Source organism: Amycolatopsis sp. NPDC021455 (genome assembly GCF_040640995.1).
GTDB lineage: Bacteria > Actinomycetota > Actinomycetes > Mycobacteriales > Pseudonocardiaceae > Amycolatopsis.
This window is the reverse complement of the sequence record NZ_JBFACT010000003.1, coordinates 346080-370779: the sequence shown is the minus strand read 5'-3', so window position 1 is coordinate 370779 and position 24700 is coordinate 346080. Positions and strand designations below refer to the sequence as shown.

Below are 24700 nucleotides of genomic sequence, written 5' to 3'. Positions count from 1 at the left end.
GTAGGTCAAGTGTGAAGAGTTTTCGCGTTTTTCCCCTCCTTGGGCGTAGGCCGTTCGGCGCAGCACCCCGGGCGTCGGTACGGTGAGGCCCATGACCTTGGAAAAGCCCCTCATCGACCGCCCGGACGGACCGCCTCCGGCCGACCTCGAGATCACCGACCTCACCGTCGGTGACGGCGCGGAGGCCACGCCCGGCAAGGCCGTCACCGTGCACTACGTCGGCGTCGCGCACTCGACCGGCGAAGAGTTCGACGCGTCCTGGAACCGGGGCGAGCCGCTGCGCTTCGGTCTCGGTGCCGGCCAGGTCATCTCCGGCTGGGACCAGGGTGTCGCGGGCATGAAGATCGGCGGGCGCCGCAAGCTGGTGATCCCGCCGCACCTGGCCTACGGCGACCGCGGCGCGGGCGGTGTCATCAAGCCCGGCGAGACCCTGATCTTCGTCGTCGACCTGGTCGGCGTTAACTGACTTTTCCGGCAAACGGCCCCGGCGGAGTTCCGCCGGGGCCGTCTTATTAGCCCGAGCAGAGCATTCCCGCCCTCGCGCGCCTCGCTACCCTCGATGGTGATCACCGGCGCGGGTCGCCGGTGCGTGACAAGGGGGATTCACCGATGCGCGTTCGCGCCGTGCTTTCCGCTGCCTTCCTGACCTTGACCGCCGGTCTCGCCACCGCGGCACCGGCTTCGGCGGTGGCCAACGGTTCCGATGTCCCGGCGGGCCAGTTCGGGTTCGCCGCCAAGCTGACCATGACCAACATCCCGAGGCCCGACGGCACGAAGTACAACAGCGCCTGTTCCGGCTCGCTGATCGCCAAGAAGTGGATCATCACGGCCGGGCACTGCTTCCACGACGCGAACCGCAACCGCGTCTCCGGCCCGGTGCCGTATCCGACGTCCGTGCTGCTCGGCACGGTCAACCAGAGCACGCCCGGCGTGACGCGCAACGTCGTCACGGTCTACCAGTCGAGCGTCAACGACATCGCGCTCGCGACGCTCGACGCCGACGTCACGACGATCACGCCGCTCACGGTCAACCGGGTCACGCCGTCGGTCGGCCAGCTGCTGACCCTGGCCGGCTGGGGCAGCCTGACCTCGGTCAACCCGGCACCGTCGACGAAGCTGCAGCAGGGCACGGTGAAGGTCGGCCAGGTCGCGGCGGCGACGCTGGGCGTCCAGGGCGTGGCCCCGACGTCGACGACGAGTGCCTGCGTGTACGACTCGGGCGCGCCGTACTTCGTGGCGGCCGGCTCGGGCGGCCAGCTGGTGTCGGTGGAGTCGACGGGCCCGGACTGCCCGCACAACCAGCTCGAGACGACTTCGCGCGTGGACGTGGTCGCGGACTGGATCGCTTCCCACACCGGCTGACCCGGCGGCCGGGCGTCACCCGGGTGACGCCCGGCCAGGGAATTCCCAGCGCGCGCCGGCACCCCTAACGTCGAACGCCGACACAGTTCGACGAAGGGGAAGAATGCGCCTGCGCGCCCTGCTAGCCGCCGCCATCTTGACCATCACGACCACACCCACCGCCTGGGCGGTAGCCCACGGTTCGGACGTCCTCCCGGGCCAGTACGGCTTCGTGGCGAAGCTGTCGATGACGAAAATCCCCCGCCCGGACGGCTCGACGTACAGCAGCTACTGCACAGGAGCCCTGATCGCCCCGAGCTGGCTGATCACCACGGGCCACTGCTTCCACGACGCGAACCGCAACAGGGTCTCAGGCAAGGTCCCCTACCCCACAACGGCGACGCTGGGCCTGACCAACGAAGAGACAGAGTCGGGCATAGCCCGCAAGGCAACAGAGGTAGTCCAGGCCAACCAGAACGACGTGGCCCTCCTCCACCTGGACTCCCCAGTGACAACGATCGCGCCCCTCATGGTGAGCCACGCGGCCCCCAAGGTGGGCCAACAGTTGACCCTGGCGGGCTGGGGCAGCCTGACCAGCCAAAACCCCAAGCCGGCAACCCACATGCAAGAGGGCACGGTGGCAATAGCGAGCATCGCGCCAACAACACTGGGAGTCCGAGGAGCAGCCCCGGACATCACGACAAGCGCATGCACATACGACTCAGGAGCCCCGTACTTCACACCGGAAGACGGACTGCTGGCCCTGGAGGCAACAGGCCCAGGCTGCCCCCACGCAGGCATAGAGACAACATCAAGGACAGACATCCTGACGAACTGGATCAAGAAAACAACAACCTAGAAGCACAAAAAGTCCGCCAGAAGCGAACACCACGCAGGGTCCAACCGGGTGACATTCCCCACCAAAGAACCCCGGCAACAGAAGCAACCAAGCTGGGTCAGAGCCGAAGGCACCGTGGGGGGTCCGGGGGGCTCGGCCCCCCCGGGAGGAATGAGGACAAAGGGAAGGGGCCCGGTCGCGCAAGCGACCGGGCCCCTGAACAGCGTGGGCGAGGAGGGAGTTGAACCCTCACGTCCTTTCGGACACACGGACCTGAACCGTGCGCGTCTGCCATTCCGCCACTCGCCCGAGTGCTTCCTTGCGGCAGCGAGGAGAAGACTAGCAGGCCGTTCGGACGGGTTTCACCGGGGGCCGTGTAGAGGCTCGCTCACCCGGATAGGATCGATGCGGAAGCAGACGTGTGAGGAGGTTTTCCCCGGTGGGCCGCGCCGAGCGTTTCGACAAGCGACTCGAGAACCTGGTGGGGAACGCTTTCGCGCGCATGTTCGGTGGCAACGTCGTCACGCAGGAAGTGGCGATCGCCCTGGAGCGGGAGAGTGAGGAGAACGTTCGTGAGCTGGCAGGCGGTCGGCAGCTCGCCCCGAATCACTACATCGTGTCCCTGGGGGCGGCTGACCACGAGCGCATGGCCGGTGACGAGCAGCGTGTCACGCAGATGCTGGCCAGGGCGGTGGCGGAACACCTCGCCGCCGAGGGCCTGGACACCTATGGTGACGTCGTCGTATCACTCGAGCGCAACGAGGCGCTGCATACTGGACAGTTCAAGACCCGTTCGTCCGTCGATCCCGACGCCCGCCCCTCAGGCGCCGGTTCACCGCGGTCGGCACGACCCAGCAACGCAGGAGACCCAGCAATGAGCCAGCCCCCCGGCTACGGCCAATACGACCAGGGTGACCCGTACGGCCAGCACGGCGGCCAGTACGGCTACGGACAGCAGGGTGGCCAGCAGCCCGGGTACGACCAGGGTTACGGCCAGCAGGGCGGATACGACCAGTACGGCCAGCAGCAGCAGGGCGGCGGTTACGACCAGTACGGCCAGCCCCAGCAGGGTGGCTACGACCAGGGCGGCTACGCGCAGCCCCAGGGCGGCGGCTACGACCAGGGCTACGGTCAGCCCCAGGGCGGTGGCTACGACCAGGGCGGCTACGGCCAGCCTCAAGGCGGTGGCTACGACCAGGGCTACGGCCAGCCCCAGGGCGGTGGCTACGACCAGGGCGGCTACGGCCAGCCCCAGGGCGGCGGCTACGACCAGTACGGCGGCCAGCAGCAGGGCGGTTACGACCAGTACGGCCAGCAGCAGGCGTACGGCCAGCCGGCCGCTGACCCGTACGGGCAGCAGCAGGGCGGTTACGGCCAGCCCGCGCCGGGCCGTCAGCTCGCGGCGAGCCTGCAGCTGGACGACGGCTCGAACCGCACGTACTCGCTGAAGCAGGGCGGGAACGTCGTGGGCCGGGGTCAGGACGCGGACTTCCGCCTGCCGGACACCGGTGTCTCGCGCCGTCACCTGGAGATCACCTGGGACGGCCAGAGCGCCACGCTGGCCGACATCGGCTCGACGAACGGCACGACCGTGAACGGGACCCCGGTCCAGACCTGGCAGCTCGCCGACGGCGACGTCATCCGGGTGGGCCATTCGTCCCTCGTGTTCCGTACGCAGGGCTGACTCGGGACACGGAATACTGTTCCCGCAGAATTGACGTGCGGGGGGGACCGCGGCGTACCCGCGTCGCGGCTGCGCGGAAGAGTCGGGAGCGGACACACCAAGTGCCAGAGCTGGTCGTACAACTCACCAGGGTGGGCTTCCTCGTGCTGCTCTGGCTCTTCGTGTTCGCCGCGCTCAGAGTCGTCCGTTCGGACCTCTACGCGGCTTCGGGCATGCGCGTCCAGGTGCCGACCTTCGGGCGCAAGAAGGAGAAGAAGCCGCGCAACAGCAAGTCGCCGCAGCAGCTGCTGGTGACCCACGGCGCGCTCGCCGGGACGCGCATCGCGCTCGACGGCAGGCCGATCCTGATCGGCCGGGCCGACGACTCGACTCTGGTGCTCGACGACGACTACGCGTCGACCCGGCACGCCCGGATCGCCCAGCGTGGTGAGGACTGGTACGTGGAAGACCTGGGCTCGACGAACGGCACCTACCTCGACCGGGCTAAGGTCACTGCACCCCTCCGGGTCCCGCTCGGAGTCCCCATCCGGATCGGCAAGACGGTGATCGAGCTTCGCCCATGACTCTCGTCCTCCGCTACGCAGCCCGCAGCGACCGGGGCCTGGTGCGTTCGAGCAACCAGGACTCCGTGTACGCCGGCCCTCGCCTGCTCGCGCTCGCCGACGGCATGGGTGGGCACGCGGCGGGCGAAGTGGCCAGCAAGGTCGTCATCGCCTCGCTGGCCCCGCTCGACGACGACGAGCCCGGTGACGACCTGCTCGCCCAGCTGCGGGAGGCGGTGGCGAACGGCAACGCCGCGATCGCCGAGCTGGTCTCGCAGGACCCGGATCTGGACGGCATGGGCACCACGCTCACGGCTGTCCTGTTCGCCGGCACCAGGCTGGGGCTGGTGCACGTCGGCGACTCGCGGGCCTACCTGCTGCGCGGTGGCCAGTTCGCGCAGATCACGCGGGACGACAGCTTCGTCAACGAACTGCTCGAGCAGGGCCGGATCACGCCCGAAGAGGCGGCGGTCCACCCGCAGCGGTCGCTGCTGCTGAAGGCGCTGACCGGGCACGAGGTCGAGCCGAGCCTGACCGTGCGCGAAGCACGTGCCGGTGACCGGTACCTGATCTGCTCGGACGGCCTGTCCGGCATGGTCAGCGACGAGACGCTGGCCGAGGCCGTGCAGATCCCGGACCCGCAGCAGTGCGCGGACCGGATGATCGAGCTGGCGCTCAAGGGCGGCGGCACCGACAACGTCACGGTGATCATCGCCGACGTGGTCGACGTCGACTTCGGCGAGGACGCGCCCATCGTGGGCGGCGCCGCCGGGGACGGCAGCGACGAACGGCACCAGGGCGACTCGCCCGCGGCGCGGGCCAGGGCCCTGACCCAGCCGCCGCCGCAGCCCCGGCCGGAACTGCCGCAGCCGACCGAAGATCCGAAGGCGAAGCGCCGGAAGCGGTTCCGCTGGCTGGCCGGTGCGCTCGTGGTCCTCGTCGTGCTGGCCGCGGCCGCCATCGCGACCCGCTACTTCGTGCTGAGTCAGTACTATGTCGGCGAGGGAGCGGACGAGGAGGTCGTGATCTACCGCGGCGTCCCCGGCAGCATTCTCGGCATCGACCTGCACACCTACGAGCAGGGCTCCTGCCCGCCCACCCAGGTGTGCACGGACAAGCTGCGCGTCGACCAGCTCCAGGAGGACGCGCGGCTGGCGGTGCAGAACGGCGTCAGGAAGGACAGCCTCGATGACGCCCGCAGGTACATCGACGACTTCCTGCAGCTGCACAAGCGCCTGAACAACTGCGCGCCGGCGGGCGGTACCCCGTCCCCGACGCCGACCCCTCCGGCGTCGCCGACGACCACTCCGTCGGCTCCGGCCGGCTCTACTGCTCCGTCGTCGGCGAACCAGCCAGCGGGGAGGGACTGCTCGACGCCGAGTTCGACGGCACCGACGACGGGAGGCGGTAACTGATGAGCCAGCCTGTCGCGCGTCCCGCCGAACCGCTCGCCGCGCAGTTCCAGACGAACCCGCCGCGCGAGGTCCCGACCCGCCGCAACACCGAGCTGGTGCTGCTGGGGTTCGCGTCGTTCATCGTCACCATCGCGCTGGTGCTGGTGGAGGCGAACCAGGAGCAGGAGCTCACCTGGTCGATCATCTGGCTCGGCCTCGCCTACCTCGGGATCTTCGGCGCGGCCCACCTGGCCGTCCGCAAGTGGGCGCCGTACGCCGATCCCGTGCTGCTCCCCTGCGTCGCACTGCTGAACGGCATCGGGCTGGTGATGATCCACCGGATCGACCTGGCCCTGGCGGAACGCGCCACGCAGCAGGGCAAGGACTACACGCCCGCGGTCACCGCGCAGGTGCTGTTCACGGTGATCTCGCTCGTGTTCTTCATCGTGGTACTGATCGTGGTGAACGACCACCGCACGCTGACCCGCTACGGCTACACCGCGGGCCTGGTCGGGATCGTCGCGCTGGCGCTGCCCGCGCTGCTGCCGTCGAGCCTGTCCGAGGTCAACGGCGCGAAGGTGTGGCTGAAGCTGCCGTTCTTCTCGATCCAGCCGGGCGAGTTCGCGAAGATCCTGCTGATGGTGTTCTTCGCTTCGTTCCTCGTGTCGAAGCGGGACCTGTTCATGGTGGCGGGCAAGAAGCTCGTCGGCGTCGAGCTCCCGCGGGCCCGTGACCTCGGCCCGATCCTGATCGCCGCGTTCGTCTGCATCGGCATCCTGGTGTTCGAGAAGGACCTGGGGACGTCGCTGCTGTTCTTCAGCGTCATCCTGGTGATGCTGTACGTCGCGACCGAGCGGGTCATCTGGGTCGTCCTGGGCCTCAGCTTCTTCGCGGTCGGCTGCATCATCGCCTACAACCTCTTCAAGCACGTCCAGCAGCGGGTCGCGAACTGGCTGGACCCGCTGGCCACCTACGACCAGGCCGGGGGCGGCTACCAGCTCGCGCAGGGCCTGTTCGGGCTCGGCACCGGCGGCGTCGGCGGCACCGGGCTCGGTGCCGGGCGGCCGGACATGGTGCCCGAGGCCAACACCGACTTCATCACCGCGTCGATCGGCGAAGAGCTCGGCTTCATCGGGCTGGCTGCGGTGCTGATGCTGTACCTGCTGGTCGCCATGCGCGGCATGCGCAGCGCGCTCGCCGTGCGCGACACGTTCGGCAAGCTGCTGGGCGGCGGGCTCGCGTTCACCATGGTCATGCAGATCTTCGTCGTCGTCGGCGGGGTCACGAAACTCATCCCGGAGACCGGTATCACCGCCCCGTTCCTGTCCAAGGGTGGTTCGTCGCTGCTCGCGAACTACATCCTCGTCGCGCTGCTGCTCCGCATTTCCGACGCGGCCCGCAAGCCCGCGGCCCGCCCGAAGCCGCAGCAGCAGCCGCAGGCGCCGATCGCGGAAGCGCACACGGTGCTCGTGCAGCGCCCGCCGGCGGACGGGGGCGCGCAGGCATGAACACCCCGCTCCGCAAGGTCGGCATGGCGATGCTCGTCATGGTCGTCCTGCTGCTCGCCAACACCACCTACATCCAGGTGGTGAAGGCCGACGACTACCGCACCGACTCGCGCAACGCGCGCGTGCTCTACGACGAGTTCGCCCGCCAGCGCGGCAAGATCGTCGCGCCCGGCGGCGAGGTGCTGGCCAACGTCACCCCGTCGAACGACAAGTACAAGTACACGCGGACCTACGCCGACGGCCCGATGTACGCGCCGGTCACCGGCTACTACTCGATCAACTACGGCGCCGGGGGCCTGGAGCGCTCGGAGGACGACGTCCTCAACGGCTCCGACCCGCGGCTGTTCGTGCGGCGGCTGTCGGACATGGTCACCGGCCGCGACCCGAGCGGCGGCAACGTCCGGCTGACCATCGACCCGGCCGTGCAGAAGGCCGCGTACGACCTGATGACGCAGAAGGGCTACACCGGCGCCGTCGTCGCGATGGAGCCGAGCACCGGGAAGATCCTGGCGATGGTCTCGACGCCGTCGTACGACCCGAACCAGCTGGCGTCGCACACGTCGAAGGCGCAGAGCGACGCCTGGAACGCGAACAACAAGGACCCGAAGAAGCCCATGCTGAACCGGGCGATCTCGGAGACCTACCCGCCGGGTTCGACGATGAAGCTGATCATCGCGGCGGCCGAGCTCGAGGACGGCAAGGGCCCGGACACGCCGGTCGACACGGCGTCGAGCACGAAGCTTCCCGGCAGCAGCGTCACGCTGGAGAACTACGCCAACACGCCCTGCCAGGGCAACACCTTCAAGGACGCGCTCGCGCACTCCTGCAACGTGCCGTTCGCGCAGTTCGCCGGCCAGCTGGGCGCGGACAAGATCAAGAAGACGGCGGCCAACTTCGGCGTCGGGCAGACCGACCTGACCGTGCCGATGAAGGTCGCCGCCTCGACCGTCGGCCCGCTCGACTCCCAGGGCGCGCTCTACCAGAGCGGCATCGGCCAGCGCGACGTCCGGCTGACGCCGCTGCAGGACTGCCTGCTCGCGGCCACCGTGGCCAACGGCGGGATGGCGATGAAGCCGCAGCTGGTGCAGTCGGTGCTGGCACCGGACCTGTCGACGATCGAGGACTACACCCCCACCGAACTCACCGGCACCCCGGCGCTGTCGTCGTCGAACGCCGCGATCCTCAAGGACATGATGGTCGCTTCCGAAGGCTTCACCAAGGGCGGCGGCAAGCGCGCGGACATCCAGATCGCGTCGAAGACCGGCACCGCCGAACACGGCGCGGACTCCAAGAACACCGCGCCGCACGCCTGGTACACCGCCTTCGCCCCGGTCGACAACCCGCAGATCGCGGTCGCCGTGATCGTCGAGAGCGGCGGTGACCGCGGGCTCGCGGCCACCGGCGGCTCGGTCGCGGCGGAAATCGGCCGCGCGGCGATCAACGCGAAGCTCGGGGGTGGATAGCGCATGCTGTCCTCCGGTCAGCTGCTGGCCGATCGCTACAAGCTGACGAGCCGGATCGCCGTCGGTGGGATGGGCGAGGTCTGGCAGGCCAGCGACACCCGGCTCGACCGGACCGTCGCCGTCAAGATCCTCAAGACGGAACTCTCCGGCGACGCCGAATTCCTCCACCGCTTCCGCACCGAAGCACGGATGACGGCGTCCCTGAACCACCCCGGCATCGCCGCGGTGCACGACTACGGCGAGACCATCCTCGACGGTGACCTGTCGATCGCGTACCTCGTGATGGAACTCGTCGACGGCGACCCACTGGCCGGCCTGCTGGCCAAGCACGGACGGCTGTCGGCGGAGTTCACGCTCGACATGCTGGAGCAGGCGGGCAACGCGCTGCAGGCCGCGCACGAGCAGGGCCTGGTCCACCGCGACGTCAAGCCGGGCAACATCCTGGTGACGTCGGCGGGCCAGGTGAAGATCACCGACTTCGGGGTGGCGAAGGCCGCCGACGCGGCCCCGGTCACCCGGTCCGGCATGGTCATGGGCACCGCGCACTACATCGCGCCGGAGCAGGCGCTCGGGCACCCGGCCGAGCCGGCGTCCGACGTCTACTCGCTGGCCGTGTGCGGTTACGAGTGCCTCGCCGGGCACCGGCCGTTCCTGTCCGAGAACGCCGTGACGGTCGCGATGATGCACATTCGCGACATCCCGCCGCCGCTGCCGCCGGACGTGCCGCCCGCGGCGCGCGCGGTGATCGAGGCGACCCTGGTCAAGGACCCGCGGCAGCGCTACAACAACGGCGGCGAGTTCGCGGCCGCCGTCGCCGCGGTCCGCGCCGGGCTGCCGCTGCCGACGCCGTCCGGGCTGGTCAACGCCACGTACACGACGGGCCAGCAGCCGGTGGTGCCGCCGCAACCCCAGCAGGTGCCGCAGCAGCCACCGCCGTCGATGCCGGTACCGGTGCCCCAGCAGCAGCTTCCCCCACCGCCGCAGCAGCCGCACATGCCGGTCGGCCCGCCGTCCCCGGCGATGAACCCGATGGTCGCCCTCGGCCCGCCCTCCCGGCCCGTGGGGCGCACGGTCATGGTGCCGGCCGCCCGGAAGAGGTCCCAGTGGGGCTGGTGGGCGCTTCTCGCGGTGATCCTGCTCGTTGTCCTGGTGGCGGGCATCGTGCTGGTGGCGAAGATGATCGGCGACTCCGGCTCGCCACCGCGCACCGGCCAGACGCAGAGCCAGGTGGTCCCGGGCAGACAGGCGCCCACGGAGGAGCCGGCCGGCTCGATCGCCTACCCGGCGGACACTCCCGGCACGACCCACGATGGCCCGCAAGGCATCATGACCACACGTTGGACGGAATGGAACGGCACCCAGAGATGAGCACACCCAGACTGCTCTCCAACCGGTACGAGCTGGGCGAAACGCTCGGCTACGGAGGCATGTCCGAGGTCCATCACGGCCACGACGTGCGTCTCGGCCGGGAAGTCGCGATCAAGATCCTCCGTGCCGACCTCGCCAGGGACCCGCAGTTCCAGGAGCGCTTCCGCCGCGAAGCGCAGAACGCCGCCGCGTTGAACCACCCGGCCATCGTCGCGGTCTACGACACGGGTGAGGCCAACACCGAGTTCGGGCCGCTGCCGTACATCGTCATGGAGTACGTCGAAGGCCGGACGCTGCGTGACATCGTCAAGACCGAGGGTCCGATGTCGCAGAAGCGGGCGATGGAGGTCATGGCCGACGTCTGCGCGGCCCTGGACTTCTCGCACCGTCACGGCATCGTGCACCGCGACGTCAAGCCGGCCAACGTGATGATCACGAAGAACGGCGCGGTCAAGGTGATGGACTTCGGCATCGCGCGCGCGATGCACGACGGCCAGGCCTCGATGACCCAGACCGCCGCGGTGATCGGCACGGCGCAGTACCTGTCGCCGGAGCAGGCCCGCGGCGAGTCGGTCGACGCGCGTTCCGACGTCTACGCCGCCGGTTGCGTGCTGTACGAGCTGATCACCGGCGAGCCGCCGTTCACCGGTGACTCCCCGGTCGCGGTGGCCTACCAGCACGTCCGGGAGGACCCGAACCCGCCGTCGTCGGTGAACCCGGCGGTGGCGCCCGAGCTGGACGCCGTCGTGCTGAAGGCGCTGGCCAAGGGCCCGGCGAACCGCTACCAGTCGGCGGCGGAGATGCGTTCGGACCTGGTGCGCACGCTCTCGGGCCAGCGCCCGGCGGCGCCGATGGTGATGTCCGAAGACGAGCGCACGCAGGTGATGAACGCCGACCGGCGGCAGCCGCAGCGCTACGAGGAGTACGCCGAGCCGGACGAAGACCCGAAGGCCAAGCGTCGGCGTCGCTCGATCCTCGCCGCGGTGGCCGCGGTGTTCGTGCTGGGCGCGGTGCTGCTGATCATGTGGCTGTCGGGCTCGTTCAAGAGCAACACCGACGCGACGCTGGTGGCGATCCCCGACGTGCTGCACCAGACGGTCCCCCAGGCACGGGAGACGCTGATCAGCAGGGGGTTCAACGGCACGGTCGAGCCCAAGCAGGTGACCTGCGGGGTGCAGCCGACCGACGGCAGCCCGCAGTGCGGCCAGGAGGACGTCAACCGGGTCATCAAGATCGACCCCTCGGTCGGCACCCAGGTCGCGACCAGCACGAAGATCACGCTGTACGTCGGGGTCGCGCCGGGCAAGGCCAACGTGCCGGACCTCAAGGGCAAGACGCAGGACCAGGCCCAGAAGGCGCTGACCGAGGCGAAGCTGACGCTCGACCAGAACGTCGACCAGGTCGAGGTCGACGACCCCAACCAGGCCGGCCTGGTGCAGTCGCAGACCCCGTCCGCGTCGTCCGAGGTCGACGAGGGCACCTCCGTCAGGATCACGATCGGCAAGTCGAAGCAGCTCAAGTCGGTCACCGACTTCACCGGCAAGCCGTACTCGCAGGCCAAGTCGACGCTGGAAGGCCAGGGCTTCAGGACCAAGAAGGTCGAAGCGGCGTCGGACACGGTGGCGAAGGACCTGGTCATCACCCAGAACCCGAACGGCGGTCAGCTGGCGGTGGGCGAGTTGATCACGCTGACGGTGTCGACGGGTCCGGAGAACCAGAACCAGATCCAGATGCCGATCCTGGTGGGCATGACGTTCGACGACGCGCAGGCGAAGCTGCAGAGCATGGGCTGGACCGGCACGCTGCGGCCGCAGGCCGACCGGAACAGCAAGCAGCCGGAAGGCACGGTCACCAAGCAGAGCGTGCCGCCGGGTACCCCGATCACCAAGGACCAGGCGATCACCGTCTCGGTCTCGGAGGGCAACGGCGGCGGGATCACGATCCCGACCGGTCCGCCGTCGACCACCGGAAACTGACACTGGGCAAGGAAAAGGCCCGCACGGTTCGCCGTGCGGGCCTTTCCTCTGTTCAGGGCTGGTCGAGGAATCCTTGGACGGCCCCGAGAACCTGCTCGGCATCGCTCGCGGCGCCGCAGTCGAGTTCGAGTTCCTCGGCGGCGCCGGAGCGTTTGACCTTCAGGGAGACACGGGCTTGGCAACGCAGCAGCCAGGCGAAGAGCGACTGGCAGAAGACACCGGCGGAGTTGCTCGACACACCGACCACGACGGCGTCGAAGACCTGGACGCGACCGCGGAGCGCGTCCTCCCCGCGCAACCAGTCGGCGAGCTCGGGGAGCTCACCGTCGGAGCCTGGCACGGTGATCGCGACGATCCCAGCCGTCACCCGTTCTCCCTTCACCGGAACCGGAGAGGACCAGAACCTTAGTCGGCCCCATGGCTTTCCAGGAAGAGCGGGCGGGGATTTGAAGATGGCAAATTGCAGTCAGGAGCGACGGCGGACGAGAGCCGAGACGACGGCGAAGCTGGCGGCCAGCATCGCCACCGACGTCACCACCGCCAGCACCAGCGGGCCGCCGACCGGTTCGTCGTCGGTCAGGGCGTGCAGCAGCGGGTGGACCAGCGGGATCTTCGCCAGCAGCACGACGACCAGCGTGATCACGGCGGCGAGCACCGTCCAGCCGATCCGGTTGACCAGCAACCGCGAACACGGGAGCGCGATCGCGATGCCCAGCAGTGCGCACGCGAGGTGGGCAAGCAGCCCGATGCCCAGCGCCGACGGCTGGACCTTGAACGACTTGATCGCCGACCAGACCTCGGTGATCACCGTCAGCGCCAAGGAACAGGCCAGCACCGTGAGGATCGCCCCGGTGATCATCCGCCGCCACTGCCGTGCGTGACTGAGGGTGACCAGCCGCTGGACCGGGTCTTCGATGTCGAGCAGCGCGATCGTCAGCCAGCACGAGACGACGAGCAGGCCGCCGGCGCTGATGCCGAACAACGGCAGCGGCGGCGAATGCGGGTCGGCGTAGAGGATCACGCACAGCGCGAGGTAGGCCAGCAGGGCCGGCAGGTACCGCTGCGAATGGCCGAGCAGCACGAGGTAGTACCGCGTCAAGGCGAGCACGGCGCCACCTCCCGCACGGACCAGCCGTCCTTGAGCGCGCGAAGCAGCACGGCGTCGACGCGGCCGACTTCGACGGTGAGCACCACTTGGGCCCCTTCGATGACGGCGTGCCGCACGCCGGGCTCGTCGGCCCAGCCGGTGCCGCCGCCGCGCAGCACGATCCGCGTGGTCGGCTCCGCGCTTTCCGCGGTGAGCCTGCCGGAGTCCATCAGGTGGACGACGTCGGCGTGGTCGTGCACCACCTGCGGCCGGTGGTCGGTGAACACGACGCTCGCCCCGCGCGCCCGCGTCTCGGCGACGAGCTCGCCGAGGATCGCGTGCGTCCCGACGTCCAGCCCGGACCACGGCTCGTCGAGGATCAGCAGGTCGGGCCGAACCAGCACGGCCTGCGCGAGCCCCACCTTCTGCGCGTTGCCCTTGGACAGCGTGCGCAGCGGTGCCGTCGGGCCGCCGACGAGGGCGAGCCGTTCGAGCAGCGGGTCGATCGCCGACAGGTCGGTGAGCCCGCGGATGCGCGCCATGTGCCGCAGGTAGGCCCGGGCCCCCATGCGCTGGCCCGCCGGGAAGCGGTCGGGCAGGTAGCCGATCCGCGGGGTGCCCGCGAGCGACCCGGTGGTCGGCTGTGAGACGCCGGCCATGATCCGCAGCAGCGTCGACTTGCCGGAGCCGTTGCTGCCGAGGATCCCGACGACGTGCCCGGGCTCGACGGTCAGGTCGACGTCGCGCAGGACGAAGTCACCGCGCCCGTACCGCTTGCCGACCCCTTGGAGCCGGATCACGCAACAGCGGCCTTCTGGAGCGCCTTGGTCGCGCGCTCGAGCTCGTTCACGCGGACCGGATCGACCGGGTGGCCCGCCGCGGCCAGCCAGTTCGCGAGCATCCGGTGACCGCCCTCGGTGAGCACGGACTCCGGGTGGAACTGGACGCCTTCCAGCGGCAGCTCGCGGTGGCGCATCCCCATCACGATCCCGGACTCGGTGCGGCCGGTGATCTCGAAGACGTCGTCCGGGATGGTCTCGGGCAGCACGGTCAGGGAGTGGTACCGGGTGGCCGTGAACTCCTCGGGCAGGTCCTTGAGGATGCCCAGGCCGGTGTGACGCACCTGGCTCGTCTTGCCGTGGAGGAGTTCGGGCGCGCGGTCGACGGTCGCGCCGTAGACGACGCCCAGCGCCTGGTGGCCGAGACAGACGCCGAGCATCGGCGTGCGTGTTTCGGCGCACTTGCGGACGACGTCCATGCTCTGGCCGGCGCGTTCCGGCGTGCCGGGGCCGGGCGAGACGAGCACGGCGTCGAACTCGGGCACGCGGTCGAGGTCCACGACGTCGTTGCGCCAGACCGTGCAGTCGGCGCCGAGCTGGGCCAGGTACTGGACCAGGTTGTAGACGAAGCTGTCGTAGTTGTCGACGACGAGAACGCGCATGGCGCCGAGCTTACCGGCTCCCAGTCCGTGGACCGTACGCCAAATCACATTTTAGGTTAGGTCAACCTAACTTACCGTGGACCGAGTGAGCCGTTCTCTTCGTGTTGCCGTGGTCGGCGCCGGTCCCGCCGGGATCTACGCCGCCGACATCCTGGACAAGTCCGACGCCGATGTCTCGATCGACCTGTTCGAGCGCATGCCCGCGCCCTTCGGGCTGATCCGGTACGGCGTCGCGCCGGACCACCCGCGCATCAAGGGCATCGTGACGGCGCTCGAGAAGGTGCTCTCGAAGCCGAACATCCGCCTGCTGGGCAACATCGACTACGGCACCGACATCAAGCTCGACGAGCTGCGCGAGTTCTACGACGCGGTGATCTTCTCGACCGGCGCGTCCGCCGACCGCGCACTCGACATCCCGGGCATCGACCTGGACGGCAGCCACGGCGCCGCGGACTTCGTGTCCTGGTACGACGGCCACCCGGACGTGCCGCGCACCTGGCCGCTCGACGCGTCCTCGGTGGCGGTGCTGGGTGTCGGGAACGTGGCCTTGGACGTGGCACGCATCCTGGCGAAGACGGCCGACGAGCTGCTGACCACCGACATCCCGGACAACGTCTACCAGGGGCTCAAGGCCAGCCCGGTGACCGACGTGCACGTGTTCGGCCGCCGCGGCCCGGCGCAGGCGAAGTTCACGCCGCTGGAGCTGCGGGAGCTGGACCACTCGCCGAACGTCGAGGTCATCGTGTACCCCGAGGACATCGAGTTCGACGAGGGCAGCATCGCGGCGCTGCGGGCGTCGAAGCAGATCGACATGGTCGTGAAGACGTTGCAGGAATGGGCGATCCGGGAGCCGGGTTCGCGCCCGCGCCGGCTGCACCTGCACTTCTTCCACTCGCCGGCCGAGGTCCTCGGCGAGGACGGCCGCGTGACGGGCCTGCGCACCGAGCGGACCGAGCTGACCGGTGACGGGAACGTCCGGGGCACCGGCGAGTTCCACGACTGGGACGTCCAGGCGGTGTACCGCGCGGTGGGTTACCTGTCGTCGCACCTGCCGGAACTGCCGTTCGACCACGTGGCGGGTGTCGTGCCGAACGAGGCCGGCCGGGTGCTGGACCTGGACGACAACCAGCTGCCCGGCGTCTACGTGACGGGCTGGATCAAGCGTGGCCCGGTGGGCCTGATCGGTCACACGAAGGGCGACGCGGCGGAGACGATCGCGAGTCTCCTGGCGGACGCGGAAACGCTTCGCACGCCGAAGTACGACTCGCCGGACGCGATCCTGGACTTCCTCGGTACGCGCGGGATCCCGTTCACGACCTGGGAAGGCTGGGGCCGGCTCGACGCGCACGAGAAGGCACTGGGCACGGCGGCGGGCCGCGAACGGGTCAAGGTCGTGGAGCGCGAGGAGATGACCCGGGTCTCCCGCGGCTAAGTCCCCGCGCCGAGGTAGGCGAGAACGGCGAGCACCCGGCGGTTCGTGTCGTCCGAAGCCGAGATGTCGAGCTTCTGGAAGATGTTGGCCGTGTGCTTGCCGACCGCACCTTCGCTGAAGTGCAAGCGTGCCGCGATCGCCGCGTTCGAGCAGCCTTCCGCCATCAGGCCCAGCACTTCGCGCTCGCGCGGGGTCAGCGCTTCGAGGGGGTCGGACGCGTTGCCTGCCACCAGTTTCGCGATCACCTCGGGGTCCATCACCGTGCCGCCCGCCGCCACCCGGCGGACGGCGTCGATGAACTGGTCCGCGTTGAAGACCCGGTCCTTCAGCAGGTAGCCGATCGCGCCGGTGCCGTCGGCCAGCAGTTCGCGGGCGTAGAGCTGCTCGACGTGCTGGGACAGCACCAGGATCGGCAGTCCGGGGACTTCCCGGCGGGCGCTCAGCGCGGCCTGCAGGCCCTCGTCGGTGTTGGTCGGCGGCATCCTGACGTCCACAATGGACACATCGGGGCGGTGTTCGCGCAGGGCCGCCACGAGTTCCGGACCGGTGGCGACCGCGGCGACGACGTCGAAGCCGTGCGCGGTCAGGAGATGCGTCAGGCCGTCTCGGAGGAGGTACTGGTCTTCGGCGACGAGGGTTCTTGGTCGATCTGACACGGGATCTCCAGGGTCGCCTTCGTCGGGCCGCCGATGGGGCTGGTCAGCGTCAACCTACCGTCGAAGCCACCCAACCGGCGCTCGATTCCGCGCAGTCCCGAGCCGAGCGCCGGGTTCGCGCCGCCCGGACCGTCGTCGGTCGCCACCACGGTCAAGAGACCGTCGGCGAACCCCAGCTCGATCGACACCCGCTTGGCGCCGTGCTTCGCCGCGTTGCCGAGCAGTTCCGATACCGCGAAGTACGCGCACGCTTCCACGGGCTCCTCCACGCGCCCCGGCAGCGAGCCCGTCACCTGGGTCTTCAGCGGGCTGTCCAGTGCCAGCGCGCGCACGGCGTCCAGCAGCCCGCGCTCGGACAGCACCGGAGGGTGGATGCCGCGGATCAGCACCCGCAGCTCGGTGAGCGCCTCCGACGACGACGCGCGCAACTCCGCCGCGAGCCGCTTCGCCGCCGCGGGATCGGTGTCCACCAGCGCCTCGACCGCGCCGAGCTTCATCCCCATCGCGACGAGCCGGGACTGGATGCCGTCGTGCAGGTCGCGCTCGATCCGGCGCAGCTCCGCCGCCTGGGTGACCGTGACGTCGGAACGGGTCTGCTTCAGCCGTTCGACGCGCTGGGCCAGCCGGGTCGACTCGGTCGGCCCGAACCACAACCGCGCGAAGCGGGCCTGCTGGCGGGCGAGCCACGGCGCCGGCGCCAACCCGGCGGCGGCCATGGCCAGCAGGACGGGTGTCTGCGCGAGCGCGCCCAGGTGCGTCGTCACCTCGGGCAACGGAAACCACTCGACGCGCGGCGACACGAACGGCCGCCAGATCCACAGCGCCGCGATGCCCGTGAGGCTCCGGCCGAGCAACGCCAGCGTCGGCAGGATCAGGACGAACGAAACCAGCGGGACGAGCAGGCTGCCGGCGAGGTCGCGCCAGGTGGCGCGGTCACGGTAGACCCACCGCGTGCGGGCGTGCTGGACCGGCCAGAACGGCTCCTCGTACAACTGCCTGCCGACCTGGTAGAGCCCGTCGGCGCGGGGCACCGGCAACCCGGGCGGCGGCAGGTACGGTCGCGGAATCCGCACCCCGGTCCAGTTCCCGGCCTCCCGGCGCAGGGTGTCCGTGAGCGTCCGGTTCCACAGCACGACCGGGGCGGCCAGCGGCATGAAGAAGACCATGACGCCCAGCTGGAAGACCGAGAAGACCAGCTGCACCACCGAAACCGCGAACAGCCCGGCCTGGTGGCCCAGCGCTTCGAGGTGCCGGTGCAGCCACTTCTTGCGCGTGGGTTCGACGGGCGGGCGGGGCCCGATCCACCAGCGCGTCCACCGGCCGTAGCCGCGCAGCACCGCCGGGCCGCCGAGCAGGACGGCCACCGGCAGCAGCAGCGTGCACAGCGGGTTCACCAGCTGCCAAGCGAACTCCCGCGTCGAGGCCGGGTCCTCCATCGCCCAGGTGAGCCGGTGCTGCCAGCGGATCCAGAACGCCCGCTTGTAGAGCTGGTTGCCGTCGCGGTACCAGCCGTCGCGTTCGCGCACCGGCTCCGGCGGCTCGGGTGAGTACGGCGCTTCGACCTCGACGCCGCACCAGCGCCCGGCCAGCGCGCGCATGGTCGCCGACCGGCCACGGGCCCACAGCATCGTGGGGCCGAAGAAGAAGACCAGCCCGACGCAGAGCAGCGCGAACGTGATCAGCTGGATCAGCACGTCCACCCAGCTGAGCAGGGAGAACGCGGCCAGCGCGAACGCCCGGCCCAGCGCACGCAGGTACGGCATCCGGCACCTCCTTCCCCCGGGATCCTCACCGATCCGCCCGCCTCCACGCACTGCGCGAAGCCCCACGAAAAGGGTGGGTCCAGCCCCACCCCCCGCGTCCGCAAAACGCTACCTGAGCTGGGGATTCAGCGTCATTACGAACGCGGCCGCCGGTTCGTAGTTTCGAAGCCATGCCACTCATCGAAGTCACCGACCTCCGCAAGCGCTACGGCACGCGGGTCGCGGTCGACGGCGTTTCGTTCACCGTCGAGCGCGGCGAAATCTTCGGCATCCTCGGCACGAACGGCGCCGGGAAGACCACCACCGTCGAATGCCTCCAGGGCCTCCGCCAGGCCGACGGCGGCACGATGTCCGTCCTCGGCCTGGACCCGGCGACCGACCGCGCGGCCCTCACCCGCCGCGTCGGCGTCCAGCTGCAGGAAAGCCGGCTGCCCGCGAAGCTGCGCGTACGGGAAGCCCTCGAACTGTTCGCGTCCTTCTATCCGGAGTCCGCGGATATCGACGTCCTGCTCGACCAGCTCGACCTCCGTGACCACGCCCGCAGCTACTTCGGGAAGCTGTCCGGCGGCCAGAAGCAGCGGGTCTCGATCGCCCTGGCCCTCGTGGGGCAGCCGGAGCTGGCGATCCTCGACGAGCTGACCACCGGGCTCGACCCGCACGCCCGCCGCGAAACGTGGCGGCTCGTCGAGGGCGTCCGCGCCACCGGCGTCACCGTCCTGCTCGTCACCCACTTCATGGACGAGGCCGAGCGGCTCTGCGACCGCGTCGCGATCTTCGACGCCGGGCGCGTGGTCGCCACCGGCACCCCGGCCGAGCTCCGCGCCGCCGCCGGAGAATCCACTTTGGACGACGCGTTCGTCTCGCTGACCAGGAGCGCCCGATGACCACCTTCGCCAAGATCACCGCCACCGAAACGAAACTCGTCCTCCGCTCGCCGTTCATGGCGATCGCGGGCATCCTGCTGCCGTCCGTCCTCCTGCTCGCCATCGGCGCCATCCCGGGCATGACCGAGCCCAGCGACAAGGCGGGCGGGTACCGGTTCATCGACGCGTGGGTGCCGTCGCTGATCGTCATGAGCCTCGCGATGCTCGCCCTGCAGTCGATCCCCGCCGCCGTCGCCACCTACCGCGAGCAGGGGGTGCTGCGCCGGCTCGCCACGACCCCGGTGCACCCGGCCAACCTGCTGGGCGCGCAGTTGCTGATCCACGTCGTGGTCGCGCTGGCCGGCATCGCGCTCGTGCTGGGACTGGGCAACGCCGTCTACGACATCCCGCTGCCGAAGCACCCGTTGTCGTTCGCGCTGACGCTGGTGCTCGGCACGGTCTCGATGTTCGCGCTCGGCCTGATCGCGGCCGCGGTCGCCCGGACGTCGAAGGCCGCGTCCGGGGTCGCGATGATCGCGTTCCTGCCCGCCATGTTCTTCGGTGGCGTGTACCTGCCGCGGCCGTTCCTGCCGGAGGTCCTCCGCCGGATCGGCGACTACGTGCCGCCCGGGTCACAGCCGCTGCAGGACGCCTGGGTCGGCACCGGCGTCCAGCCGCTGCAACTGGCCGCGCTCGCCGCCTTCGCGGTGCTCGGAACGGTGCTCGCGGCGAAGCTCTTCCGGTGGGAGTGACCACCGCTTCCGCCAAAGTGGTGATGATCATCGTTTTCTCTTGTGGCCGGGCCACCCGGGCGGTAGCCAAGGAGGTGGCCCTGCTCAAACTGGAGGTTCGATGTCCCTGGACGTGTCACCCGCGTTGCTGGAGAAGGCCGAGCGCGGGGAGGTCACCGACGCCGAGTTCGTCACCTGCGTCAAGGAATCCCTGCCCTACGCCTGGGAAGTCATCACCGGCGTCATCGCCGACGCCGAGGGCGCGGCGGACGGTTTCGCCGACAACGAGACGCCGCCCCCGAGCGAGGCCGCCCGCGGCCAGCTGCTGCGAGCACTGGCGTCGGACGCGATCCGCGGCGGTCTCGAGCGGCACTTCGGCGTCAAGCTGGCCTTCCAGAACTGCCACCGCGTCGCCGTGTTCAAGCAGTCCGATGTGGACAGTGCCCGTTACCGCGCGTTCGTCTCGCCGCGTGGCCAGCTGCTCAACCAGAGCCCGGAACTGCGGGACTGCTAGCCCGCAGCGCGGGCAGCACCTCGGTGCCGATCCGCGCGATGTTCGCGTACGTGCCCTCCGGCGTACCCGACGCTTCCACGAGCATCAGCACGTGGGTGACGCCGGTGCGCCGGAGGCTCGTCTCCAGGGTGCGGACGCAGTGTTCCGCGTCGCCGATCGGGTGGATCGCGCAGAGCCGTTCGGTGTACTCCCCCGGATCCCTGCCGGGGCCGGGGCGTCCGTCGACGGTGACGTGCGCGCCGAGCCCGACCTCCAGCCAGCCGGGTAGGGCTTTTCGCACCACGTCGGCGTCACCCACTTGGCAGAGCACGGTCGAGATGTGGTTCGCGGGCTTCCCGTAGGCCGCGACCGTGGCGGCTTTCTCGTCGTCGTCCGCGTGCAGGCCGAGCAGCAGCGGAAGGTCCCGTGCCGCGGCCTGCCGGACGGCGGCCGACTCCGGCCCGCCACACGCCACGACGACGTCCGGCCGCCGTTCCGGGGACGGCACCACGGGCACGTCCCGGAAGGCGAAGTGCCTCCCCCGGGCTTCGACGCGGCCGGTGGTGGCGCGCAGGAAGACGTCGAGGGTTTCCTCGAAGCCGGTCTCGTACCGGTCCAGCCCGGTCCCGAAGACCTCCAGGTCCTGCCACGGGCCGCCGCGCCCCACGCCGAGCCGGAGCCGTCCCCCGGAGACGGCGTCCAGCATCGACCACTGCTCGGCCAGCGCGACGGGGTGCGTGGTCGACAGGACGCTGACCGCGGTGCCGACGGTGATCCGCTGCGTCCGGCCGAGCACGTGCGCAGCGAGGGTGATCGCCGACGGGCACACGCCGTACGGCACGAAGTGGTGCTCGGCGAACCAGACGTCGTCGAAGCCGGCTTCTTCGGCCAGTTCGGCGGCGCGGACGGTCCGGCGGAGGACGTCACCGTCCGCCTGACCGGGGAACCGGCCGCTGACCAGGAAGACCCCGAACCTCAAGAACCGAGCCCGCTCAGTTGACCGCGACCTCGTTGAACCACAGCCGCGGCTCCAGCCACGGGAACACCACGAACATCAGCAGCGCGATCACGCCGAGCACCAGCACGATCGCGGCGGTCAGCTTCGCCGCGAACGGACCGGGCAGCTTCCGCCAGATCCAGGCGTACATCAGGCCTCCCCGATCTTCGACAGCAGGTCGCCGTAGTTCTTGACCTGGTCCTTCGGCACCTGCTGGGTCAGCACCGATGTGATGATGAGCCGCTCCTTGGCGGAGAACTGCGGGTGGCAGGTGGTGAGCGTGAGCAGCGCGGCCTGCTGGGCCTTCGGCAGCACGTCGGCGGGCTTGTACGGGACCGGGTTCACCGCGGCGCCGTTGCTGGGCAGCACGACCTTGCGGCCGAACGTCTCGCTGTACGCGCCGCCGTCCTCGGCACCTGCGTCGCGCAGGGTCGAGACGCCCTTGCACTTCGGGTCGGCGCCCTTGCCGCCGGCCCAGTCCTTCACCTCGTCGTCGTAGGGCAGGACCTTGTAGATGTAGAAGTCGGTGGAGGTCTCGATCACGATCTGGTCACAGGAGGAGAGGTTGTCCAGGTCGTTGAACGGGGCACCCTTGCCGACGCGGTGGCCGGCCACGGCGAAGTTGCCGGGCTCGCCGGGCAGTGACGTGCCCTTGTAGTGGCCGGGGCCGACTTCGAGGGCGGCGTCGTCGGTGCCCTCCTGGATGGTGAAGTTGTAGTCGACGCCGAAGCTGGGGATGTGGATGCGGGCGAACGCCTTGCCGTCGATCAGCTCGGGGTGCAGCGTGCGGTCGTGCGCCCACTCGCCGTCGAGCTGGTCGCTCGCCTCGGACTGCTTGCCCGCCGAGAACAGGTCGGTCACGTAGAGCTCGTAGACCATGAACAGCAGCACGACCAGGCCGAGCGTGATGAGGATTTCGCCGGCGGTCCGGATCGCGACGCCGCCCTTGCCGAGCGGGGGCGGGGCGGGCTTCTCCTTGGTCGCGGTGCCGCCCTTCCCGACGGGGGCGAAGACGACGGTCTCCTCGTTCGCGCCGGGCGGCGGAGGCGGACTGGCGTACCGGCGGGGCGGCGGTCCCTGCGGACGCCGGGGTGCCTGGCCCTGGGGGCCACGCTGGGGCTGGTGGGGCGGCAGCTGGCCGCGCGGAGGCGTCGCGGGACGGCGCTGGGGCATCGGTCGCTGTCCGGGGTGTCTGCGCCGGTCGTCATCCGGTCCTTCGCGCATCGTCACGCAAGCTCCTCTCAAGCCGCGTCGAACCCTGGGTGACGCCGATGTCACGGTGCGGGAAAATCCGACCACTCCGGCCGCTGCTTTCCTGCGGTCGTTTACGTTAACGTGTGCACGTGGCGCTGGTTGCGCACCCTCAGCGGGACATCGCCACCAGACGAGCCCGAAGAGCACCGCGAGGAACACACGATGCCCAAGTCCAAGGTCCGCAAGAAGACCGCGTACACCCCGCCCGCCGACCGGCGCACGCCGGTGAAGGTGCGAGCCGCCGGCCCGACCGGCCTCGCCTGGAAGATCCCGATGTTCGGGTTGATGCTCCTGGGCCTGGTGTGGCTGCTGGTGAACTACATCGCCGGGGACAAGATCTCCTGGATGGCCGACCTGGGCAACTGGAACTTCGCCGGCGGGTTCGCGCTGATGATCGCGGGTCTGCTGATGACCATGCGCTGGCGTTGATTATTACTCCGAATGGCGGCTTGACGCCGAATTACACCGGTGTGACTCATCCCCAGTGTGGATAACCCCTGTGGATAACTACCCCACCTCGTGGGCACCGCGTCCGGCCCTTGTGGTATCGGCTTGGGCGGTCACCGCGCTGCTGCTGGCCGGCGTGGTGACCGACGCGGTGACCGGCGACCACGGCGGCCTGGTGCTGTTCGCCCTCGCGACGCTGGCCGTCGGCGCGTTCGCCGCCCATTCGACGCTCGTGCGGCCCCGGCTGGCGGCCGGCACCGAGGGTCTGGTCGCCCGGACGCTGAGCGGCACGCACCGGCTGCCGTGGGCCCAGACCCGCACCCGGCTGCGCACGACCCGCCGCCTGGGCCGCGACGGCGTCACGCTCGAGGTCGAGCACGACGACGAGCTGTACGTCTTCGGGTGGCTCGACCTCGGCGAGGACCCCCGCGAGGTCTTGGACGTGCTCAGCACGCTGCGCAGCTAGCCGCAGCTGTAGAGCTCCTGGCCGCGGTACTGGACGAACTGGCACGTCTGCGCCGCGACCTGGGCGTCCTTGTAGACCAGGAGCCCGATCATCGCGACGACCAGGATGGCGACCCCGGCCGCCTGGTAGGCGGGCTGGCGGGCCTGCGGGGCGTAGAGCATCGCCACGGTGACCAGTGCACCGGTGACCAGGCCGCCGACGTGGCCGAGGATCGAGATGTTCGCGACGCCGAAGGTGATGAACGCGTTCAGCGCGAGCGTGATGATCAGCCCGGTCGGGTTCAGCCGCAGCTTCAGCACGATGACGCCGTACGCGCCCATCAGGCCGAACAGCGCGCCGGACGCGCCGGCGGTGCCGCCGTCGAGGCTGTCGAAGAGCAGCACGGCCGTCGACGCGCCGAGCATCGAGACGAAGTAGAGCGTGAGGTACCGGACCTTGCCGAAGACCGGTTCGAGCGCGCGGCCCATCATCCACAGCGAGAACATGTTGACCGCGATGTGGATGGGCCCATAGTGCAGGAAGCCCGAGGTGAACAGCCGCCACCACTCGCCGGCGCCGAGCGTCGCCTGACCCCACAGCACGCCGATCTGGAAGACGCCGGAGGTCTGGTTGTCGTTCAGGCTGCGGGCCTGGACGACGGTCACGAGGAAGACGAGGACGTTGACGGCGAGGATGACCTGCGTGGCCAGCACGGACGGCGACGGCCGGGCCCCGGCGATCGTGCGCACGCCGAAGCCGGCGTCCTGGTAGCCCCGGTGCTGACGGCGCTGCTGCTGGCCGCCGGCGTGCACGCAGTCGGTGCACTGGAAGCCGACGGGGGCCTCGCGGAGGCAGTCCGGGCACGCCGGACGCCCGCACCGGGAACAGCTCAGCCCGGTCGGGCGGTTCGGGTGCCACCAGCACCCGGGGAGCGCGGCTTGTTCGGCGGCGGGGTTCGGCGGTTGGTTCACGATGTC

The 24700-nt window shown here is 70.0% G+C and carries 26 protein-coding genes and 1 tRNA gene; 16 read left to right on the top strand and 11 right to left on the bottom strand.

Annotated elements, in window-relative coordinates; all coding sequences use genetic code 11:
• The first annotated feature begins 91 nt into the window (after window positions 1-91).
• From AB0G28_RS07005 to AB0G28_RS06995, 3 genes are all read left to right on the top strand, one after another.
• Window positions 92-466: an FKBP-type peptidyl-prolyl cis-trans isomerase gene (locus AB0G28_RS07005; protein ID WP_361083882.1), complete on the top strand. Its 375-nt coding sequence runs from the start codon at window positions 92-94 to the stop codon at window positions 464-466.
• Between the two features lie 143 nt (window positions 467-609).
• The gene (locus tag AB0G28_RS07000; protein WP_361083879.1) at window positions 610-1362 is read left to right on the top strand and encodes a trypsin-like serine protease; all 753 of its coding nucleotides are present in this window, start codon (window positions 610-612) and stop codon (window positions 1360-1362) included.
• Between the two features lie 103 nt (window positions 1363-1465).
• Complete coding sequence (locus tag AB0G28_RS06995) at window positions 1466-2200, top strand: trypsin-like serine protease (protein WP_361083876.1); 735 nt, start codon at window positions 1466-1468, stop codon at window positions 2198-2200.
• Between the two features lie 205 nt (window positions 2201-2405).
• Here the strand turns inward: AB0G28_RS06995 and AB0G28_RS06990 are convergent.
• Window positions 2406-2488: transfer RNA gene (locus tag AB0G28_RS06990), tRNA-Leu, on the bottom strand.
• Between the two features lie 130 nt (window positions 2489-2618).
• On the opposite strand from AB0G28_RS06990, the gene AB0G28_RS06985 reads away from it, so the two are divergent.
• The 7 genes from AB0G28_RS06985 to pknB all read left to right on the top strand — a co-directional run bounded on the left by AB0G28_RS06985 (window position 2619) and on the right by pknB (window position 12114).
• Window positions 2619-3863 carry a DUF3662 and FHA domain-containing protein gene (locus AB0G28_RS06985; RefSeq protein WP_361083873.1) on the top strand — a complete coding sequence of 415 codons (1245 nt, stop codon included), beginning with the start codon at window positions 2619-2621 and terminating at the stop codon, window positions 3861-3863.
• 101 nt (window positions 3864-3964) lie between these two features.
• Complete coding sequence (locus AB0G28_RS06980; protein ID WP_003079002.1) at window positions 3965-4426, top strand: FHA domain-containing protein; 462 nt, start codon at window positions 3965-3967, stop codon at window positions 4424-4426.
• A complete protein-coding gene (locus AB0G28_RS06975; protein WP_361083870.1) occupies window positions 4423-5820 on the top strand; it encodes a PP2C family serine/threonine-protein phosphatase in 1398 nt (465 codons plus the stop codon). The genes AB0G28_RS06980 and AB0G28_RS06975 overlap by 4 nt, the downstream gene beginning before the upstream one ends.
• Window positions 5820-7307, top strand: coding sequence for an FtsW/RodA/SpoVE family cell cycle protein (locus AB0G28_RS06970; protein WP_361083867.1), 1488 nt, complete (start codon window positions 5820-5822; stop codon window positions 7305-7307). The genes AB0G28_RS06975 and AB0G28_RS06970 overlap by 1 nt, the downstream gene beginning before the upstream one ends.
• Window positions 7304-8770, top strand: coding sequence for a penicillin-binding transpeptidase domain-containing protein (locus AB0G28_RS06965; protein ID WP_361083864.1), 1467 nt, complete (start codon window positions 7304-7306; stop codon window positions 8768-8770). The genes AB0G28_RS06970 and AB0G28_RS06965 overlap by 4 nt, the downstream gene beginning before the upstream one ends.
• A gap of 3 nt (window positions 8771-8773) precedes the next feature.
• Complete coding sequence (locus tag AB0G28_RS06960; protein ID WP_361083860.1) at window positions 8774-10138, top strand: serine/threonine-protein kinase; 1365 nt, start codon at window positions 8774-8776, stop codon at window positions 10136-10138.
• Window positions 10135-12114 (top strand): Stk1 family PASTA domain-containing Ser/Thr kinase, encoded by a 1980-nt coding sequence (gene pknB, locus AB0G28_RS06955; RefSeq protein ID WP_361083858.1) that lies wholly within the window; start codon window positions 10135-10137, stop codon window positions 12112-12114. The genes AB0G28_RS06960 and pknB overlap by 4 nt, the downstream gene beginning before the upstream one ends.
• A gap of 52 nt (window positions 12115-12166) precedes the next feature.
• Here the strand turns inward: pknB and AB0G28_RS06950 are convergent, their stop codons facing one another.
• From AB0G28_RS06950 to AB0G28_RS06935, 4 genes are all read right to left on the bottom strand, one after another.
• Window positions 12167-12481, bottom strand: coding sequence for a hypothetical protein (locus AB0G28_RS06950; protein WP_361083855.1), 315 nt, complete (start codon window positions 12479-12481; stop codon window positions 12167-12169).
• Between the two features lie 99 nt (window positions 12482-12580).
• Window positions 12581-13222 carry a hypothetical protein gene (locus AB0G28_RS06945; protein WP_361083852.1) on the bottom strand — a complete coding sequence of 214 codons (642 nt, stop codon included), beginning with the start codon at window positions 13220-13222 and terminating at the stop codon, window positions 12581-12583.
• Complete coding sequence (locus tag AB0G28_RS06940) at window positions 13210-14001, bottom strand: ABC transporter ATP-binding protein (RefSeq protein WP_361083849.1); 792 nt, start codon at window positions 13999-14001, stop codon at window positions 13210-13212. Before AB0G28_RS06940 ends, AB0G28_RS06945 begins: the two co-directional genes overlap by 13 nt.
• On the bottom strand, window positions 13998-14642 hold the full coding sequence (locus AB0G28_RS06935; protein WP_361083846.1) for an aminodeoxychorismate/anthranilate synthase component II: 645 nt from the start codon (window positions 14640-14642) through the stop codon (window positions 13998-14000). The genes AB0G28_RS06940 and AB0G28_RS06935 overlap by 4 nt, the downstream gene beginning before the upstream one ends.
• Window positions 14643-14727: 85 nt before the next feature.
• Here AB0G28_RS06935 and AB0G28_RS06930 point away from each other — a divergent pair, with 85 nt between their 5' ends.
• Window positions 14728-16074 carry an FAD-dependent oxidoreductase gene (locus AB0G28_RS06930; protein WP_361083843.1) on the top strand — a complete coding sequence of 449 codons (1347 nt, stop codon included), beginning with the start codon at window positions 14728-14730 and terminating at the stop codon, window positions 16072-16074.
• On the opposite strand, the gene AB0G28_RS06925 is transcribed toward AB0G28_RS06930, so the two are convergent.
• A complete protein-coding gene (locus AB0G28_RS06925) occupies window positions 16071-16730 on the bottom strand; it encodes a response regulator transcription factor (protein WP_361083840.1) in 660 nt (219 codons plus the stop codon). The genes AB0G28_RS06930 and AB0G28_RS06925 overlap by 4 nt on opposite strands.
• Window positions 16670-18493 carry a histidine kinase gene (locus AB0G28_RS06920; protein ID WP_361083837.1) on the bottom strand — a complete coding sequence of 608 codons (1824 nt, stop codon included), beginning with the start codon at window positions 18491-18493 and terminating at the stop codon, window positions 16670-16672. The genes AB0G28_RS06925 and AB0G28_RS06920 overlap by 61 nt, the downstream gene beginning before the upstream one ends.
• A gap of 170 nt (window positions 18494-18663) precedes the next feature.
• Here AB0G28_RS06920 and AB0G28_RS06915 point away from each other — a divergent pair, with 170 nt between their 5' ends.
• The 3 genes from AB0G28_RS06915 to AB0G28_RS06905 all read left to right on the top strand — a co-directional run bounded on the left by AB0G28_RS06915 (window position 18664) and on the right by AB0G28_RS06905 (window position 20601).
• Complete coding sequence (locus tag AB0G28_RS06915; protein ID WP_361083834.1) at window positions 18664-19377, top strand: ABC transporter ATP-binding protein; 714 nt, start codon at window positions 18664-18666, stop codon at window positions 19375-19377.
• Window positions 19374-20108, top strand: a complete 735-nt coding sequence (locus tag AB0G28_RS06910) for an ABC transporter permease (RefSeq protein ID WP_361083831.1) — start codon at window positions 19374-19376, stop codon at window positions 20106-20108. The genes AB0G28_RS06915 and AB0G28_RS06910 overlap by 4 nt, the downstream gene beginning before the upstream one ends.
• Window positions 20109-20208: 100 nt before the next feature.
• A complete protein-coding gene (locus AB0G28_RS06905) occupies window positions 20209-20601 on the top strand; it encodes an SCO5389 family protein (protein WP_361083829.1) in 393 nt (130 codons plus the stop codon).
• On the opposite strand, the gene AB0G28_RS06900 is transcribed toward AB0G28_RS06905, so the two are convergent.
• The 3 genes from AB0G28_RS06900 to AB0G28_RS06890 are packed head-to-tail and all read right to left on the bottom strand — an operon-like array spanning window position 20570 to window position 22750.
• Window positions 20570-21559: an LLM class flavin-dependent oxidoreductase gene (locus AB0G28_RS06900; RefSeq protein ID WP_361083826.1), complete on the bottom strand. Its 990-nt coding sequence runs from the start codon at window positions 21557-21559 to the stop codon at window positions 20570-20572. The genes AB0G28_RS06905 and AB0G28_RS06900 overlap by 32 nt on opposite strands.
• A gap of 13 nt (window positions 21560-21572) precedes the next feature.
• Window positions 21573-21728, bottom strand: coding sequence for a hypothetical protein (locus AB0G28_RS06895; RefSeq protein WP_361083823.1), 156 nt, complete (start codon window positions 21726-21728; stop codon window positions 21573-21575).
• Window positions 21728-22750: a class E sortase gene (locus AB0G28_RS06890; RefSeq protein ID WP_361083820.1), complete on the bottom strand. Its 1023-nt coding sequence runs from the start codon at window positions 22748-22750 to the stop codon at window positions 21728-21730. The genes AB0G28_RS06895 and AB0G28_RS06890 overlap by 1 nt, the downstream gene beginning before the upstream one ends.
• 243 nt (window positions 22751-22993) lie before the next feature.
• On the opposite strand from AB0G28_RS06890, the gene crgA reads away from it, so the two are divergent.
• Window positions 22994-23260, top strand: coding sequence for a cell division protein CrgA (crgA, locus tag AB0G28_RS06885; protein ID WP_043787021.1), 267 nt, complete (start codon window positions 22994-22996; stop codon window positions 23258-23260).
• A gap of 112 nt (window positions 23261-23372) precedes the next feature.
• Entirely contained in the window at window positions 23373-23744 is a 372-nt protein-coding gene (locus AB0G28_RS06880) for a PH domain-containing protein (RefSeq protein ID WP_361084157.1), read from the top strand.
• On the opposite strand, the gene AB0G28_RS06875 is transcribed toward AB0G28_RS06880, so the two are convergent.
• Entirely contained in the window at window positions 23741-24694 is a 954-nt protein-coding gene (locus tag AB0G28_RS06875) for a rhomboid family intramembrane serine protease (RefSeq protein WP_361083817.1), read from the bottom strand. The genes AB0G28_RS06880 and AB0G28_RS06875 overlap by 4 nt on opposite strands.
• Between the last annotated feature and the right edge of the window lie 6 nt (window positions 24695-24700).